The 17920-nt window shown below is 68.0% G+C and carries 13 protein-coding genes; 4 read left to right on the forward strand and 9 right to left on the reverse strand.

The genetic code is table 11. The features are described 5' to 3' along the window. Nucleotides 1-24 precede the first annotated feature (24 nt). Complete coding sequence (locus tag GRF61_RS18530; RefSeq protein ID WP_169152118.1) at nt 25-717, forward strand: response regulator transcription factor; 693 nt, start codon at nt 25-27, stop codon at nt 715-717. Between the two features lie 135 nt (nt 718-852). After that, nucleotides 853-1329, forward strand: a complete 477-nt coding sequence (locus GRF61_RS18535) for a VOC family protein (RefSeq protein WP_169152107.1) — start codon at nt 853-855, stop codon at nt 1327-1329. A gap of 100 nt (nt 1330-1429) precedes the next feature. On the opposite strand, the gene GRF61_RS18540 is transcribed toward GRF61_RS18535, so the two are convergent. The 6 genes from GRF61_RS18540 to scpA all read right to left on the reverse strand — a co-directional run bounded on the left by GRF61_RS18540 (nt 1430) and on the right by scpA (nt 11229). After that, a complete protein-coding gene (locus tag GRF61_RS18540) occupies nt 1430-2281 on the reverse strand; it encodes a neutral zinc metallopeptidase (protein WP_169152108.1) in 852 nt (283 codons plus the stop codon). Between the two features lie 168 nt (nt 2282-2449). Beyond that, nucleotides 2450-3841, reverse strand: a complete 1392-nt coding sequence (locus GRF61_RS18545) for a lysine 2,3-aminomutase (RefSeq protein ID WP_169152109.1) — start codon at nt 3839-3841, stop codon at nt 2450-2452. Between the two features lie 388 nt (nt 3842-4229). Next, a complete protein-coding gene (accC, locus tag GRF61_RS18550) occupies nt 4230-6218 on the reverse strand; it encodes an acetyl-CoA carboxylase biotin carboxylase subunit (RefSeq protein ID WP_169152110.1) in 1989 nt (662 codons plus the stop codon). A 136-nt stretch (nt 6219-6354) separates the two neighbouring features. Continuing rightward, on the reverse strand, nt 6355-7890 hold the full coding sequence (locus GRF61_RS18555) for an acyl-CoA carboxylase subunit beta (RefSeq protein ID WP_133590553.1): 1536 nt from the start codon (nt 7888-7890) through the stop codon (nt 6355-6357). A 116-nt stretch (nt 7891-8006) separates the two neighbouring features. After that, nucleotides 8007-9017: a methylmalonyl Co-A mutase-associated GTPase MeaB gene (meaB, locus tag GRF61_RS18560; RefSeq protein ID WP_169152111.1), complete on the reverse strand. Its 1011-nt coding sequence runs from the start codon at nt 9015-9017 to the stop codon at nt 8007-8009. 46 nt (nt 9018-9063) lie between these two features. Then, nucleotides 9064-11229 (reverse strand): methylmalonyl-CoA mutase, encoded by a 2166-nt coding sequence (gene scpA, locus GRF61_RS18565; RefSeq protein ID WP_169152112.1) that lies wholly within the window; start codon nt 11227-11229, stop codon nt 9064-9066. 397 nt (nt 11230-11626) lie between these two features. Between scpA and GRF61_RS18570 the strand changes: the two genes are divergently transcribed. Then, complete coding sequence (locus tag GRF61_RS18570) at nt 11627-12298, forward strand: GntR family transcriptional regulator (RefSeq protein ID WP_169152113.1); 672 nt, start codon at nt 11627-11629, stop codon at nt 12296-12298. A gap of 32 nt (nt 12299-12330) precedes the next feature. Here GRF61_RS18570 and GRF61_RS18575 read toward each other — a convergent pair whose 3' ends face one another. Together GRF61_RS18575 and fumC are read right to left on the reverse strand one after the other, a co-directional pair. Next, on the reverse strand, nt 12331-13686 hold the full coding sequence (locus GRF61_RS18575) for a hemolysin family protein (protein WP_169152114.1): 1356 nt from the start codon (nt 13684-13686) through the stop codon (nt 12331-12333). 45 nt (nt 13687-13731) lie between these two features. Beyond that, nucleotides 13732-15141 carry a class II fumarate hydratase gene (gene fumC, locus GRF61_RS18580; protein ID WP_169152115.1) on the reverse strand — a complete coding sequence of 470 codons (1410 nt, stop codon included), beginning with the start codon at nt 15139-15141 and terminating at the stop codon, nt 13732-13734. Between the two features lie 247 nt (nt 15142-15388). Here fumC and GRF61_RS18585 point away from each other — a divergent pair, with 247 nt between their 5' ends. Further along, complete coding sequence (locus GRF61_RS18585) at nt 15389-16171, forward strand: enoyl-CoA hydratase-related protein (protein ID WP_169152116.1); 783 nt, start codon at nt 15389-15391, stop codon at nt 16169-16171. An 84-nt stretch (nt 16172-16255) separates the two neighbouring features. Here GRF61_RS18585 and GRF61_RS18590 read toward each other — a convergent pair whose 3' ends face one another. Then, nucleotides 16256-17734, reverse strand: a complete 1479-nt coding sequence (locus tag GRF61_RS18590) for a cobyric acid synthase (RefSeq protein WP_169152117.1) — start codon at nt 17732-17734, stop codon at nt 16256-16258. Nucleotides 17735-17920 lie beyond the last annotated feature (186 nt).

Below are 17920 nucleotides of genomic sequence, written 5' to 3' on the forward strand. Positions count from 1 at the left end.
GCCCAGCCCGCCCCGCAACCCACGCTGTTCGTGCTGGAGGACGAACCGGAGATCGCCCGCCTGATCTGCGCCGCGCTGGCCGAGTACGGCTTCCGCGCCGAACACCTCTCCACCGGCCGCCAGCTATTGTCCCGCGCCCGCCAGTCGGTGCCGGACCTGTGCATCGTGGACCTCGGCCTGCCCGACATGGACGGCATGCAGGTGGTTCGCGAACTGCAGGAGAACAGCCCCTGCGCGGTCCTCATCCTCACCGGCCGCAACGACGTCACCGACCGGGTGCTGGGCCTGGAGCTGGGCGCCGACGACTACCTGGTGAAGCCTTTCGAGCCGCGTGAGCTGGTCGCCCGGGTGCGCTCCATCCTGCGTCGCTACCAGCGCGCCGCGCCGCCGGAAGCCAGCGCCGAGCGCACCCTCGCCCGCTTCTCCGGCTGGGCCTTCGACAGCGGCCGCCATGTGCTGGTGGCCGCCGACGGCCGCGAGATCGGCCTCTCCGCCGCCGAAGCCGGCCTGCTGGCGCTGATGCTGCGGCGGCCGAACAAGATCCTGTCGCGCGAGCAGCTGCTGGGGGAGCGCGAGGTCGACCCCTTCGACCGCAGCATAGACGTCCGCATCTCCCGCCTGCGCCGCAAGCTGGACGACGACCCGCAGAACCCCAAGCTGATCCGCACGGTGTATGGGGCCGGCTATCTGCTGTCGGCGCAGGTGAGCTGGGAATGAAGACTGCTCAGCAGCAAGACTGGCTGGTGGCCAAGGGAATCGCACTGGCGTGGGCCAGATTGCGTGGCCGCTTGTACGTATACGGCAAGCGGCCTCTATAATTATGAATTCTTAATCCAGTTCCGGAGCTTTCCCATGTCCCAGCGCCCGTTCAAGATCCTCGGCATCCAGCAGGTCGCCATCGGCGGCCCCAGCAAGGAAAAGCTGCGCAGCCTGTGGGTGGACATGCTGGGGCTGGAGGTTCAGGGCAGCTTCTCCTCCGAGCGCGAGAATGTGGACGAAGACATCTGCGCCATGGGCAAGGGGCCGTTCAAGGTCGAGGTGGACCTGATGCAGCCGCTGGACCCGGAGAAGAAGCCGGCGGTGCATACCACCCCGCTCAACCACGTCGGCCTGTGGGTGGACGACCTGCCGCGCTGCGTGGAATGGCTGACGGCCCAAGGCGTGCGCTTCGCTCCCGGCGGCATCCGCCGCGGCGCCGCCGGCTACGACATCACCTTCCTGCATCCCAAGGGTAACGAAGAATTCCCGATCGGCGGCGAAGGGGTGCTGGTGGAGTTGGTGCAGGCCCCACCGGAAGTGATCCAGGCCTACGCCACGCTGGCGGGCTGATCTCAGGGCTGCGTGCTCCGCCGGGGGACACGCTGGACGCGCCCCCGCAAGCCTCTATTTCCGCGGCCCGCGTTTCGGCGGCCCCTTCCACCAGCCCCTTTCAGTTCACCGCCACGCCGGCGGCAAAAGTGTCGCAGGCGTGCAGGCTGCCCTGTTCCAGGCCGGTGCGGAACCAGCGCACCCGCTGGGCGGAGCTACCGTGGGTGAAGCTGTCCGGCACCACATAGCCGCGGCCCTGCTGCTGCAGGCGATCGTCGCCGATGGCGGCCGCGGCGGTCAGTGCCTCCTCCACGTCGCCGCTTTCCAGGATTTGCCGCGCCCGGTCGGCGTGATAGGCCCAGACGCCGGCCAGACAGTCGGCCTGCAGTTCCTGCCGCACCGACAGGCGGTTGCCCTCGCGCTCACTCAGGCGCTGGCGCGCCTCCTGCACCTTGGCCGAGATGCCGAGCAGGTTCTGCACGTGATGGCCAACCTCATGGGCGATCACGTAGGCCTGGGCGAAATCGCCGGGTGCGCGGTAACGCTGCTTCAGCTCGTCGTAGAAAGAGAGGTCGATGTAGAGCTTGCGATCCATCGGGCAGTAGAAGGGCCCCATGGCCGCCTGGCCGACGCCGCAGGCGCTGCGGGTGGAGCCGGAGAACAGCACCAGCACCGGCTCTTCGTAACGGCGGCCGTTGGCGGCGAACAGCGGTCCCCAGGTGTCTTCGGTATCCGCCAGCACCATGGAGACGAAGCGGCCGGCCTCGTCGGTGGGCGCGCCGCCTGAAGCCGGCGCGGAAACGCTGCTGCCCTGCCCGCCCATGCCGGCGATCTGCATCACCACCGCCGGATCGACACCGAAGTAGAGCGCCACCAGTGCCAGGATGAGCCCGCCCAGCCCGAGCCGGCCGGCGCCGCCCCCACCCGAGCCGCGCCTGTCTTCGACCTTGTCGCTTTCCCTGCCCAGCCGCATGTCCGCCTCCGCTCTCGCCCAGTCTCGCCCGCCGGCTGGCTGCCGGTCGCGCTCGCATTATGTGATGCAGGCGCTGCGTGGTGTAGACAGACAAAGCCCGCCTTGCGGCGGGCTTTGTCATAAGGCGCGGATTCGTCCACAAACCCGGCCCCGGCCGACGGCAAGGGCTCAGGCAGCAACGGCCAGCTTGTCCTCCCGCAGCGCCTCGTATTCGTCCTCCCAGAACCATTTCTCCTCGCCGAAAGCCGGCCGCAGGTGATCCAACCAGGTGGCTTCCGCGTCGTAGCGGGCGAAGAAGGGGCGTTGTACCCAGTCCGGATTGCGCCCCTGGATGAAGCGCAGCACGAATACCTTCTCGCCACCCACCTCGGTGATGCCCTGGATCTCCACCTTGCCTGGGCTGGCGGACATGCTGGGGCCGCGCGCGGTGCGGGCCAGACCGGATACCTGCTGCATCGCCTCGCGGTAGATCTCCCAGGCGCGCGCCAGCGGCACCTCGAAGTAGTGGCGGGCGCCGGTGTCCCGTTCGACGAACATGTAGTAGGGCACGATGCCCAGGCGCACCTGGGTCTGCCACAGCCGCGCCCACACCGCAGGGTCGTCGTTGATGTGACCGATCAGCGGGCCCTGCCCGCGTATCACCGCGCCGGTATCGCGGATGCGGCGGATGGCAGCCCGCGCCGCCGGCGTCTCCAGCTCGCGCCAGTGGTTGTAGTGCGCCATCAGCGCGACATGCTTGCCGGCCTTCACCATGCGCTCCAGCAGGCGGACCAGCTCGTCCGCATCATCGGCGCCGAGGAAGCGCTGCGGCCAGAAGCTGAGCGCCTTGGTGCCGATGCGTATGGTCTGGATGTGCTCGAACTCCGGCGCCAGCAGCGGTTCCAGGTAGCCGGCGAGGTGCTTGGTCTTCATCACCATCGGGTCACCGCCGGTGAACAGCAGGTCGGTGACCGCTGGCTGCTTGCGCAGGTAGGCGTGCAACCGCTGCGCCTCGGAGGCGGCGATGCGCAGCGCCTTGTCGCCCACGAACTGGGCCCAGCGGAAGCAGAAGGTGCAGTAGCTGTGGCAGGTCTGGCCCTGGCTGGGGAAGAACAATACTGTTTCGCGGTACTTGTGCTGGATGCCGTCCAGCCGCTCGCCGGCCTCGTCGCGCGGCATGTTCATCTCCATCTGATCGGCTGGGTGCGGGTTGAGCTCCAACCTGATTTCCTGCGCCGCGGCGTCGATCTCCGCCTTGTCGGCCTCACGCCGGTAGAGCTCGGCGATCCACTCGTAATGGCCCTCGGTAAGCATGCCGCGCTGGGGAAAGGTGAGCTGGAAGAGGGGGTCGGCGGGCGTGTTGTCCCAGTCGATCAGTTCGTCGATCACGTACTGGTTCACGCGGAACGGCAGCACGGTGGAAACCACTTTCATCTCGAAGCGGGCTTCTTCGGACATCGCCGCCAGCGGAGCGATGCGATCCAGGTCGCGCTGGGTATAGACCTTGAAGGGCTGGGGGGCGATCACTTCGCCACGGGCAACTGGCCACTGGCGTGCCGCAGTCTGCAGCTGAGCTGTCATGGAACCTCCTCGTTGAGCCGGGCACCGCCCACCGGCGCGACAGGGAGGACGCGGCCGGAAGCGGTTCGGGGAACGGGTTTGACCGGCAGCGGCGCGGGTAAAAGGGGGGGCCGGACGGAGCCGGGCGGGTGCGCACGCTGGCGGTGAAGCGGAGCCGCCGCGCAAGAGGCGGGCGGCGGAAAGCCGGCGAATCATATTCGAACAATTATCTTTGTGCAAACAATCTAAACCGAAATACATTTCCCCCTTACTTCCGGCCGGCGCACGGCGGCACGGATGCCGCCCATGCGCTGCTCCCGCCGCAAAAAAAGAAAAGCCCGCACGAGGCGGGCTTTCCGGGGGTGGCGTCCCCTGCGCGGGGAAGGCCATCGCTTGGCTGCAGGCAGGCTCACTCGAACTCGATGATGACCTCGTCCACCGCCAGGCTGGCGCCGGGGCTGGCCACCACCTTGCGCACCTTGCCGTCCTGCTCGGCCTTGAGCACGTTCTCCATCTTCATTGCTTCGATCACCGCCAGCTTTTCGCCGGCCTTGACCTCCTGCCCCTCGCTCACCGCGATCTCGCGCAGCAGGCCGGGCATGGGCGACAGCAGGAACTTGGAGAGGTCGGGCGGCAGCTTCACCGGCATCAGCGCCTGCAAGGCGGCGGCGGACACGCTCATCACCATGCAGACGGCCTGGCTGCCGGCGTGGGACAGGCGGTACTTCATGCCGCTGCGCTCCACCTGCATGGTGAAGGGCTTGCCGTTCAGGGTGCCGGCGAACAGCAACTCGCCGAACTTCCACTCAGTGCGCAGCGCGTAAGTCTCGCCGCGGTGGCTCACCGCGTAGCCTTCGGCTGCCGGCACCACCGTCACCGGGCTGCGCTCCTCGCCGCGGATGACGATGTAGTCGTCCTTCACCACCCGCTCGTGGCCGGGCATCTGGCCGCTGATCTGCGCCGCCCTGTCCTGGTAGGCACGGTGCATGGCCGCGGCCACGGCGACGAAGAGCGCCGGATCGTCGTGCGGCACCATGGAGGAATCGAAGCCCTTCGGGTACTCCTCGGCGATGAAGCCGGTGTTGAAGTTGCCGGAGACGAAGCGCGGATGCTGCATCAGCGCGGCCTGGAAGGGGATGTTGGAGCTGATGCCGCGGATCACGAAGGCATCCAGCGCCTCGCGCATGCGTGCGATGGCCTGGTCGCGGTCGGCGCCGTGGGTGATCAGCTTGGCGATCATCGAGTCGTAAAACATCGAGATCTCGCCACCGTCATAGACGCCGGTATCCACCCGCACCGCCCCCTCGACCTCCGCCGGCGGCTGGAAGCGCACCAGCCGGCCAGTGGAGGGCAGGAAGCCGCGGAAGGGATCTTCGGCGTTGATGCGGCATTCCATCGCCCAGCCTTTGAGCGGGATCTCCTCCTGGGTGAAGGACAGCTTCTCGCCGGCGGCGACGCGGATCATCTGCTCGACCAGATCCAGGCCGGTGATGAATTCGGTGACCGGGTGCTCCACCTGCAGCCGGGTGTTCATCTCCAGGAAGTAGAAGGACTTGTCCTTGCCGACGACGAACTCCACTGTGCCGGCGGACTGGTATTCCACCGCCTTCGCCAGCGCCACCGCCTGCTCGCCCATGGCCTTGCGGGTGGCGGGGTCGAGGAAGGGGCTGGGCGCTTCTTCGATCACCTTCTGGTGGCGGCGCTGGATGGAACATTCGCGCTCGTGCAGGTAAACCGTGTTGCCGTGGGCATCGGCCAACACCTGGATCTCGATGTGGCGCGGCTCCTCGACGAATTTCTCGATGAACACCCGGTCGTCGCCGAAGCTGTTGCGCGCTTCGTTCTGGCAGGAGGCGAAGCCCTCGAAGGCTTCCTGGTCGTTGAACGCGACCCGCAGGCCCTTGCCACCGCCGCCGGCGGAGGCCTTGATCATCACCGGATAGCCGATGCCCTTGGCGATCTCCACCGCCTGCTCCGGCCCGGCGATGGCATCGTTGTAGCCGGGAATGGTGCTGACGCCGGCGGCCTTGGCCAGCTTCTTGGACTCGATCTTGTCGCCCATCTTGGCGACCGAGTAGTGCTTCGGGCCGATGAAGATGATGCCTTCCTCTTCCAGCCGGCGGGAGAAGGCCTCGTTCTCCGACAGGAAGCCGTAGCCCGGATGCACCGCCTCGGCGCCGGTCTGCTTGCAGGCGGCGATGATCTTGTCCATCACCAGGTAGGACTCCTTGGACGCCGCCGGTCCGATGCAGACCGCCTCGTCGGCGAGGTCCACATGCAGGGCGTCCTTGTCCGCCTCGGAATACACCGCCACCGTCTGGATGCCCATCTTGCGGGCGGTCTTGATCACGCGGCAGGCGATTTCACCGCGGTTTGCGATCAGGATTTTCTTAAACATGCATGGTCTCCGCGGTGAAATCGCCACGGCATGCCTTGCATGCCGGCCGATGTGACTGCGTCGCTGCGCCGCTGCGCGGCTGGTCACCGCGGTTTGCGATCAGGATCTTCCTAAACATTGTGTTGTTCTCCCCGGCTCAGAGCGGAATATTGCCGTGCTTGCGCCACGGGTTTTCCAGCTGCTTGTCGCGCAGCATCGCCAGCGAGCGGCAGATACGCTTGCGGGTGGCGTGCGGCATGATGACGTCGTCGATGAAGCCGCGGTGGGCGGCGACGAAGGGGTTGGCGAACTTCTCCTTGTACTCCGCCTCGCGCTTCGCGATCTTCTCCGGGTCGTTCTTCTCTTCGCGGAAGATGATCTCCACCGCGCCCTTGGGGCCCATGACCGCGATCTCGGCGGTCGGCCAGGCGAGGTTCACATCGCCGCGCAGGTGCTTGGAACTCATCACGTCGTAGGCGCCGCCGTAGGCCTTGCGGGTGATCACGGTGATCTTGGGCACGGTGCATTCGGCATAGGCGTAGAGCAGCTTGGCGCCGTGCTTGATGATGCCGCCGTATTCCTGGGCGGTGCCGGGCATGAAGCCGGGCACGTCCACGAAAGTCACCACCGGAATGTTGAAGGCATCGCAGAAGCGCACGAAGCGCGCCGCCTTGATCGAGCTCTTGATGTCCAGGCAACCGGCCAGCACCAGCGGCTGGTTGGCGACGATGCCCACCGTCTGCCCTTCCATGCGGCCGAAGCCGATGACGATGTTCTTGGCGTAATCCGGCTGCAGTTCGAAGAAGTCGCCCTCGTCCACCACCTTGGTGATCAGCTCCTTCATGTCGTAGGGCTGGTTGGGGTTGGACGGCACCAGGGTGTCCAGCGACTCGTCCATGCGGTCGGCCAGGTCGGTCGTCGGCCGCACCGGCGCCTTCTCGCGGTTGGACAGCGGCAGGAAGTCGATGAAGCGGCGCAGCATGCCCAGCGCCTCGACGTCGTTCTCGAAAGCGAGGTCGGCGACGCCGGACTTGCTGGTATGGGTCACCGCGCCGCCCAGTTCCTCGGCGGTCACTTCCTCATGCGTCACCGTCTTCACCACTTCCGGGCCGGTGACGAACATGTAGGAGGAGTCCTTGACCATGAAGATGAAGTCGGTCATCGACGGCGAATACACCGCGCCGCCAGCGCAGGGCCCCATGATCATGGATATCTGCGGGATCACGCCGGAAGCCATCACGTTGCGCTGGAACACATCGGCATAGCCGCCGAGGGAATCCACCCCTTCCTGGATGCGCGCGCCGCCGGAGTCGTTGAGGCCGATCACCGGCGCGCCGACCTTGAGCGCGTGGTCCATGACCTTGCAGATCTTCTGCGCATGCGTTTCGGACAGCGAGCCGCCGAACACGGTGAAGTCCTGGCTGAAGACGAACACCAGCCGGCCATTGACGGTGCCGTAGCCGGTGACCACGCCGTCGCCCGGTATCTTCTCCGCATCCGCCATGCCGAAGTCGGTGCAGCGGTGCTCCTTGAACATGTCCCACTCTTCGAAGCTGCCCTCGTCCAGCAGTAGCTCGATGCGCTCGCGGGCGCTCAGCTTGCCCTTTGCATGCTGGGCGTCGATGCGCCGCTGGCCGCCGCCGAGGCGGGCTGCGGCGCGGCTCTCGTCCAGCCGGCGGATGATTTCGTGCATAGAAGGTCTCCTGTCGATTCCGTTGCCGGCACGACTCCGCACCGGGTGACGCTGTTTCAGTGTTGCCGATTACCGAATGGGTGGCTGTGCCGGCGGCTTCGTGACCTTGCCCCCCCTCAGCCGAGATAGCCGAGCAGGGTCAGCGCGGCAGCAGCCGGCGTGGTCTCGCCCGCCTGCACCGCCGCCGCCAGCCGCGGCAGCGCCTCGCGCACCTGGCCGTCGCCGCGGAAGCGGCTGCGCAGGCCGGCGTCTATCAATTCCCACATCCAGGCCAGGGCCTGGTTGCGGCGGCGGCCGTCGAACTCGCCGCTGCGCCGCATGATGTCGCAATACTCGCCCACCGTGCGCCAGAAAGCTTCCACGCCTTCCTTTTGCAACGCCGACAACGTCAGCACCGGCGGGCTCCAGTTCGGGCTGGCCGGCCTCAGCAGGTGCAGCGCGGTCTGCAGCTGGGCCTTGGCGCGGGTGGCGGCGGCGGGGTCGATGTCCGCCTTGTTCACCACGATGAGATCGGCCAGTTCGACGATGCCCTTCTTCATCGCCTGCAGGTCGTCGCCGGCGTTGGGCAACTGCAGCAGGCAGAACATGTCGGTCATGCCGGCCACCGCGGTCTCCGACTGGCCGACGCCCACCGTCTCGACGATGATCACGTCGAAGCCGGCCGCCTCGCACACCAGCATGGTCTCCCGCGTCTTCTCCGCCACGCCGCCGAGCGAGCCGGCCGAAGGGCTGGGGCGGATGAAGGCGGCGGTCTCGCGCGACAGCAGCTCCATGCGCGTCTTGTCGCCGAGGATGGAGCCGCCGGTGAGCGTGGAGGACGGATCGACCGCCAGCACCGCGATGCGATGCCCCTGAGCGATCAGGTACAGGCCCAGCGCCTCGATGAAGGTGGACTTGCCCACGCCCGGCACGCCGGAAATACCGATGCGCACCGCGCCGCCGCTGGCCGGCAGCAAGGCCTCCAGCACCGCGCGGGCACGCAGCTTGTGATCCTCGCGCTGGGATTCGACCAGGGTGATGGTCTTCGCCAGCGGCCGCAGCTGGCGGGCGAGCACGCCCTCGACCAGCGCGCGGTCGGCGGCATCCAGCGTGATGCCCTGGCAGGGTGGTCTTTCGGCGGAATTCATACCGGGATGCGGCAACTCCGGACAGCCTTGAACCCGAGGCCCGCGCTCAGGCCGCAATCCGCGCGGCGCGGATCTGCTTCAACACTTCGCGCGCCGCCACCGGGATCGGCGTGCCGGGGCCGAAGATGCCCTTGGCGCCGGCGGCGTACAGGGCGTCATAGTCCTGCGCCGGGATGACGCCGCCGACGAAGGTGATGATGTCGTCCGCGCCCAGCTTCTTCAGTTCGGCGATGATCTGCGGCACCAGGGTCTTGTGGCCGGCGGCGAGGCTGGAGCAGCCGACCGCGTGCACATCGTTCTCCACCGCATGGCGGGCGGCTTCTTCCGGGGTCTGGAAGAGCGGGCCGATGTCGATGTCGAAGCCGAGGTCGGCGAAGGCCGAAGCCACCACCTTGGCGCCCCGGTCGTGGCCGTCCTGGCCCAGCTTGGCGATCATGATGCGCGGGCGGCGGCCTTCGTCGGCGACGAAAGCCTCGATCTCGCCCTTCAGCGCCTTCCAGTCTTCCTGCTCTTCCACGACAGCTCCATAGACGCCGGACACGGCCTGGGGGTTGGCGCGGTAGCGGCCGAAGATCTTCTCCAGCGCGTCCGACACCTCGCCCACGGTAGCACGCAGGCGGATGGCCTTCACGCTGAGGTCGAGCAGGTTGCCGTGGCCGCTCTCGGCGCACCGCGTCAGCGCCTCCAGCGCTGCCTGCACCGCGGCGCCGTCGCGGCTTTCGCGTATCTTGTTGAGGCGCGCGATCTGCGCTTCGCGCACCGCGTGGTTGTCGATGTCGAGGATCTCGATCGGGTCTTCCTTGGCGAGCTTGTACTTGTTCACGCCGACGATGACGTCCTTGCCCGAGTCGATGCGCGCCTGCTTCTCGGCGGCACACTCCTCCACCTTCATCTTGGCCCAGCCGGACTCGACCGCCTTGGTCATGCCGCCCATGGCTTCGATCTCCTCGATCAGCGCCCAGGCCTTGTCGGCCATGTCCTGGGTGAGCTTCTCCATCATGTAGGAGCCGGCCCAGGGATCGACGACGTTACAGATGTGGGTTTCTTCCTGAATGATGATCTGGGTGTTGCGGGCGATGCGGGCGGAAAACTCGGTGGGCAGCGCGATGGCTTCGTCCAGCGCGTTGGTGTGCAGCGACTGGGTGCCGCCGAACACCGCCGCCATCGCCTCGATGGTGGTGCGCACCACGTTGTTGTACGGGTCCTGCTCGGTAAGCGACCAGCCGGAGGTCTGCGAGTGGGTGCGCAGCATCATGGACTTCGGGCTCTTGGGCTCGAACTGTTTCATGATGCGCCACCACAGCAGGCGCGCCGCCCGCATCTTGGCGATCTCGAGGTAGAAGTTCATGCCCACCGCCCAGAAGAAGGACAGGCGGCCGGCGAAGGTATCCACGTCCATGCCGCTGGCGATGCCGGTGCGCACGTACTCCAGGCCGTCGGCCAGGGTGAAGGCCAGCTCGATCGCCTGGTTCGCCCCCGCCTCCTGGATGTGATAGCCGGAGATGGAGATGGAGTTGAACTTCGGCATGTGCTGCGCGGTGTAGCCGAAGATGTCGGCGATGATCTTCATCGACGGCGTGGGCGGATAGATGTAGGTGTTGCGGACCATGAACTCCTTGAGGATGTCGTTCTGTATGGTCCCCGACAGCTTCTCCTGCGCCACGCCCTGCTCTTCGGCGGCGACGATGTAGCCGGCCAGGATGGGCAGCACCGCGCCGTTCATGGTCATGGACACCGAGATCTTGTCCAGCGGGATGCCGTCGAACAGGATCTTCATGTCCTCCACCGAATCGATCGCCACGCCGGCCTTGCCGACGTCACCGGTGACGCGCGGATGGTCGGAGTCATAGCCGCGATGGGTGGCGAGGTCGAAGGCCACCGACACGCCCTGGCCGCCGGCGGCCAGCGCCTTGCGGTAGAAGGCGTTGGAGGCCTCCGCGGTGGAAAAGCCGGCGTACTGGCGGATGGTCCAGGGCTTCACCGCGTACATGGTGGGCTGCGGCCCGCGCAGGAAGGGCTCGAAGCCCGGCAGCGTATCGGCGTGCGGCAGGCCGGCAGTGTCGGCTGCGGTATAGAGCGGCTTCACCGTCAGGCCTTCCGGCGTCACCCAGTTCAGCTTCTGCAGATCCCCGTCCGGAGCCTGCTTGGCGGCCGCCTTGTTCCAGGCCTCGAGGTCAGGCTGCGGATAGACGGGCGGGTTGGCGTTCGACATGGCAAAGCTCTCCGGTACTAGGGGGCCGCTCCTGGACGGCCCGGCAGATTCGCATGGAACGCGGACATCCTCCGCGCTCGCTTGGCACCGCATGCGGCAACCGCCAGGCCGGAGCGGGCACGGGCCGGCTGCGGCGGGACGCGACGACAAGGCCGTCCGCGGAGCTTCCCGCAGACGGCCGCCGACGCTCCCGTGCGGCGCAGTCCCTCTCATGTTCCCCTGGCATTGACTGCCGCGAGGTCTCCCATGCTACGCCGCACAACGGAAACCACCTTGACTTCGGTTCGCGGCAGATAATACTGTATCCATAATTATGAATGCAACGTCGGGGTGAGATCGGGCCCGGAAGCGGTTATCCTTGCGCGTCCCGTTTCGCCAGCCCTGCCGTTTCCACGCCATGACCGCGTCCCGCATCGCTCCGCTCGCGCTGTACCAGGAAGTCGCCGAACGACTGCGCCAGCGCATCTTCTCCCACGAACTGCCGCCCGGCACCTGGGTAGACGAACAAGCGCTGGCCGAACAGTACGGCATCTCCCGCACGCCGCTGCGCGAGGCACTGAAGGTGCTGGCCTCCGAAGGACTGGTTACGCTGAAGCCGCGCCGGGGCTGTTATGTGACCGAGATCTCGGAACGCGACCTGGATGAGGTCTTCACCATCATGGCGCTGCTGGAAGGCGAATGCGCCCGCAGTTCCGCCGCCCGCGCCAGCGCCGCCGAACTCGAGGAACTCCAGGACATACACCGGGACCTGGAACGCGCCGCCGCGGCCGAGGACATCGACCGCTTCTTCGAGGCCAACCAGGCCTTCCACCACCGCGTCCAGGCGCTGGCGGACAACCGCTGGCTGCTGCAGGTGATCGAGGATCTGCGCAAGGTCATCAAGCTGTCGCGCCACCACTCGCTGTTCTCGGAAGGCCGGCTGGAGCAGTCCCTGGCCGAGCACCGCGACATCCTGGACGCCCTGCTCGCCCGCGATGCGGATGCCGCCGAGGCGCGCATGCGCGAGCACATCAGCAGCGGCCGCGCGGCGCTCGCCCGCATCGCCGAAGCGCGCAACCGCGCCGCCTGAAAGCCTGCGGCTGAACGCCTGGCGGAAACGCCTCAGGCGGCGGTGGCAGGCGCCGCCACCGCCCCGCCCTCTTCCCGCGTCACCAGCACCTGGTCGATGCGGTAGTTGTCGATGTCCACCACCTCGAACTTGTAGCCGTGGTAGCGCACGAAGTCGGTGCGCTTGGGCACCTTGCGCAGCATGTACATCAGGAAACCGGCGATGGTTTCGTAGTTCTGGAAGCCCTCGAACACTTCGATGTGCAGTGCCTGCATCACATCCTCGATGGGCGTCACGCCGTCGATCAGCCAGGAATGGTCGTCGCGCTGCACGATCAGCTCTTCCTGGAAAGGGCTCACCAGGTCGCCCATCACCGTGTTCATCACGTCCTGCAACGTCAGCAGGCCGACCACCAGGGCGTATTCATTCACCACCAGGCCAAAGCCTTCCTTGTCGTCGCGGAAGCGCTCCAGCGCCTCGACCAGCGTCAGCGTGTCCGGCAGCATCAACACCTTGCGCACGATGGGCTGGGTGCGCAGCGACAGATCCTGTCCAGTAACGATGCGCGGCAGGATGTCCTTCACGTCTACATAGCCGATCACGCTGTCTATGGTGCTCTCGCACACCGGGAACTTGCCGTGCGGGTGCTCGGCGATCTTGCGCCGTATGCTCTCCTCCGACTCGCCCAGGGTGAGGTAGACAATGCTTTCGCGCGCGGTCATCGCCGACGGCACGATGCGCGAATCCAGCTCGAACACATTGGTGATCAGGTGCTGCTCCTGCTTCAGCAGCACGCCGGCCTGGGCACCGGCATCCGCCATGGCGACGATGTCGTCGGCGGTGATGTCGTCCGGCCGCGCATTGGGAACGCCGAGCAGGCGGAACAGCCAGTTGGCGAGGCCGTTGAACACCCACACCAGCGGCGCGAACAGCCACATGCACAGCTGCATCGGCCGCACGATGGCCACCGCCACCCGCTCCGGCCGCACCATGGACAAGCGCTTGGGCATCAGGTCGGCGAAGAGCACGAACAGCGAGGTCACGAAGATGAAGGAGATGATGAAGCTGGCGGTGCCCAGCGCCGGGCCGTCATACACCGACACCAGCGCCGCCTCGACGTAGGGCGACAGCGCCTGGTCGCCGACGATGCCGCCGAGAATGGCCACCGCGTTGAGGCCGATCTGCACCACGGTAAAGAAGTTGCCCGGGCTGTCCTGCAGCTGCAGGACCCGCGCGGCGCCGGCGTGGCCGCCATCGGCCATCAGCCGCAGCTTGATCTTGCGCGACGCGGCCAGCGAGATTTCCGACAGCGAGAAGAAGGCGCTGACGGCGATGAGAAGCAGGATGAGCAGCAGATTGTTGAACAAAGACACGGGAAGGACTCCTTGCGGGACCACCCGTTCCGGCATCCGGCCGGAGCGGCGATACCCGCCTGGAGTCTATCACCGCGCCCTTCAGCCCGTCTGCGCCGACGCGCCCGTCATGTCCGCCGGCACCACCCAGCGGGCGTATTGCTCTTCGTTCACGTAGCCGCTGGCGAGCGCCGCCTCGCGCAGGCTCAGGCCTTCGTGGTGCGCCTTCTTGGCGATCTCGGCGGCGCGGTCGTAGCCGATGTGGCGGTTGAGCGCAGTGACCAGCATCAGATTGGCCTCCAGATGCTCCTGGATGCGCGCGTAGTCCGGTTCGATGCCAGCCGCGCAATGCTCGCGGAAAGCCGCGCAGGCGTCGGCCAGCAGGGCGATGCTCTCCAGCACGTTGTGCGCCATCACCGGCTTGTAGACGTTGAGCTGGAAGTTGCCCTGGGTGCCGGCGAAGGCCACGGTGGCGTCGTTGCCGAACACCTGGGCGCAGACCATGGTGAGCGCCTCGCACTGGGTGGGGTTGACCTTGCCCGGCATGATGGACGAGCCCGGCTCGTTCTCCGGGATGCGCAGCTCGCCGATGCCGCAGCGCGGGCCGCTGGCGAGCCAGCGCACGTCGTTGGCCATCTTCATCAGCCCGCCGGCCAGGGTGCGCAGGGCCGCGGAGGTCTGCACCAGTGCGTCATGGGCGGACAGGGCGAAGAACTTGTCCGGCGCGCTGCGGAAGGGCTGGCCGGTGAGGCGGGCGAGGATGGCGGCGGCGCTGTCGCCGAAGCGCGGATGGGCGTTCAGCCCGGTGCCGACGGCGGTGCCGCCGATGGCGAGGTCGTGCAGCCCTGGCAGCGCCGCATGCACCGCTGCGAGGCCGAAATCGATCTGCGCCACCCAGGCGCCGATCTCCTGGCCCAAGGTTACCGGCGTGGCGTCCTGCAGGTGGGTGCGGCCGGTCTTGACCACGCCGCGGAAGGCGGCGGCACGTTCGGCCAGGGTGTCGCGCAGCGCGGTCACCGCGGGAAAGAGGCGCTCCTGCAGCTCGCCCACCACCGCCAGATGCATCGCGGTCGGGAAGGTGTCGTTGGAGGACTGGCCGCGATTGACGTGGTCGTTGGGGTGCACCGGCGACTTGCTGCCCAGCTCGCCGCCGGCCAGCTCGATGGCGCGGTTGGCGATCACCTCGTTGGCGTTCATGTTGGACTGGGTGCCGGAGCCGGTCTGGAACACCACCAGCGGGAAGTGATCGTCCAGCGCGCCGGCGATCACCTCGTCCGCCGCGCGCACGATCTGCGCGGCGATGGGCGCCGGCAGCTCGCCCAGCTCGGCGTTGGCCTGGGCGGCGGCCTTCTTCAGCAGGCCGAAGGCGCGGATCATCGGCCGCTGCCAGCGGAAACGGCTGACGCCTATCGGGAAGTTGTGCACCGAGCGCTGCGTCTGCGCGCCCCAGTAGCGGTCGGCGGCGACTTCCACCGGCCCCATGGAATCGGTTTCGATACGACTGCTGGCCATGTTCTTTCCTCTCTGGTCGGGATGCAGGTTCCCGGTTGGACGGCGGGGCCACGCGGGGATTCCCGCCACATCCGTCCGCATCCGGCCTGCCGCTGGAGCCCGGCCGCCCCGTCGCGGCCGACGCGGGCCGGCCAGCGCCTCAGCGCGCGGAGTGGCGAGTCGGCTATCATACCCGGCCCATACGAAGGCGTACGGAACCCCCTCGGCCCTCCTGCGCCGCCCACCCACCTCTGTGCGGACCCCGAAGATGAGCGGAAGCATCCTGACCGAAACCGTGGACGGCATCGCCACCGTCACCCTGTCCAACCCGGCCAAGCTCAACGCGGTGGACCTGGCCATGTGGCACGGCCTGCGCGCCAGCATGCAGACGCTGTCGGCCGAGCCGGGGCTGCGCTGCGTGATCCTGCGCGGTGCCGGCGACCAGGCCTTCGCCGCCGGCGGCGACATCGAGGAATTCCTCCGCGTGCGCGCCACGGTGGATGACGCCCTGCGCTACCACGAGGACGGCGTCGCCGCCGCGCTGGCCGCGGTGCGCGACTGCCCGGTGCCGACGGTGGCGGCGATCAGCGGCGCCTGCATCGGCGGCGGGCTGGAGATCGCCGGCTGCTGCGACCTGCGCATCGCCGGCGAGTCCGCCCGCTTCGGCGCGCCGATCAACAAGCTGGGCTTCTCCATGTATCCGGGCGAAATGGCCGGCTTGCTGGCGCTGGTCGGCCCGGCGGTGGTGCTGGAGATCCTGCTGGAGGGCCGCATCCTGGGCGCGGCGGAGGCCCTGCAGAAAGGCCTGCTGACCCGGGTCGTCGGCGATGGCGCGGTGTTCGATGAAGCCCAGGCCAGTGCCCGCCGCATCGCCGCCGGCGCGCCCGGCGTCGCCCGCGCCCACAAGGCCTGGGCCCGCCGGCTGCAGTCGGCCGAGCCGCTGAGCGGGGCGGAAAAGCGCGCCGCCTTCGATTTCCTGGACACCGAGGATTACCGCGAAGGCCTGGCCGCCTTCCTGGAAAAGCGCAAGCCGGTTTTCAGCGGCCGCTGAACCGCGGTCGGCCAGCCGGAGGAGCGCGGCGCCCGCCCGCTACACACCCGGGTCCGCACCGCCACCCACAACGCAGCCGCCGGCTCAAGCCGGCCGCCGCGCCGCTGCCGCCACTTCCAGCAGCGCGGCAACGTCCATGTGCCGCTCCACCGTATCCGCCAGGCGATCCAGATCCGCCTCCCGCCGCGCCGCCAGATCGACCCGCTCCAGTTCCTTTGCCCCGGCCCAGCCCAGCAGCGCGGCCAGCGCGTCCGGATGGTCGAACAGGCCGTGCAGATAGCTGCCCAGCACCTGGCCATCCGGTGACAGCGCGCCATCGCTGCGGCCGTCGCAGAACGCCACCGCCGGCCGCACCAGCGCCGGGCCGCGGCTCACACCCATGTGGATCTCGTAGCCGCTCACCGCCGGCGCCCCCGGCAGGGCCAGCCTGCCGGCAACGTTGGCCAGCTGCTTCTCCCGCTCCAGCACCGTCTCCATGTCCAGCAGCCCGAGGCCGGCCACCCGCGCCGGCCGGCCTTCCAGGCCCAGCGGATCATCCAGCGCGGTGCCCAGCATCTGGAAGCCGCCGCAGATGCCGATCAGCTTGCCGCCGTAGCGCAGATGCCGGCGTATCGCCGCCTCCCAGCCCTGGGCACGCAGCCAGGCGAGGTCGGACTGCACGCTCTTGGAACCGGGCAGCACGATGAGGTCGGCCGGTGGAATCGGCTGGCCCGGCCCCACCCACTGGAAATCCACCTGGGGATGCAGGCGCAGCGCGTCCAGGTCGGTGTGGTTGGACACCCGCGGGTACACCGGCGCCACCACCCGCAGCGCCGCCCGCTCCGGCGCCACGCCGCCGCCGGCCACCGCATCCTCGGCGTCGAGGAAGAGGCCATGCAGATAGGGCAGCACGCCCAGTACCGGCCGCCCCGTCCTCGCTTCCAGCCAGTCCAGGCCGGACTGCAGCAGGCCGATGTCGCCGCGGAAGCGGTTGATGACGAAGCCCTTGACCCGCGCCTGCTCCGACGGCGACAGCAGCTCCAGCGTGCCGACCAGGTGGGCGAAAACACCACCACGGTCGATGTCCGCCACCAGGATCACCGGCACGTCCGCCGCCTCGGCAAAGCCCATGTTGGCGATGTCGCGGTCGCGCAGGTTGATCTCCGCCGGGCTGCCGGCGCCCTCGACCAGCACGCAGTCGTAGGCCGCCTCCAGCCGCCGCCAGGAGGCCAGCACCGCCGCCATCGCGGTGGGCTTGTAGCAGTGGTAGTCGCGCGCCGAAAGGTCTGCCACCGCCTTGCCGTGGATGATGACCTGGGCACCAATGTCCGACGAGGGCTTGAGCAGCACCGGGTTGAAGTCGGTGTGCGCCGGCACGCCGGCGGCCAGCGCCTGCAGCGCCTGGGCGCGGCCGATCTCGCCGCCATCCACCGTCACCGCCGAGTTCAGCGCCATGTTCTGCGGTTTGAACGGCGCCACCCGCAGCCCGCGCCGGCGCAGCGCCCGGGCCAGGCCGGCCACCAGCGTGCTCTTGCCGGCGTCGGAAGTCGTGCCCTGCACCATCAGGGCCGCAGCCTTGGACATCGCGTAGAATCTCCTGCCTCGTCGAGGGGCGGCATTATCGCCCGTACGGGCCGCGCGGCGACGCTCCGCACACGGATGCGACATGGGCTCGGTCCGGCGGAGCCGCCTTGGGACACCGCGAAGGCCACCCAAGCTCGCCCAATAATTCCGCCGCCGCCATCCGCCCCGACACGCCCGCCCCGATAC

This window comes from Azoarcus sp. TTM-91, from assembly GCF_012911025.1.
Classification (GTDB): domain Bacteria; phylum Pseudomonadota; class Gammaproteobacteria; order Burkholderiales; family Rhodocyclaceae; genus Azoarcus.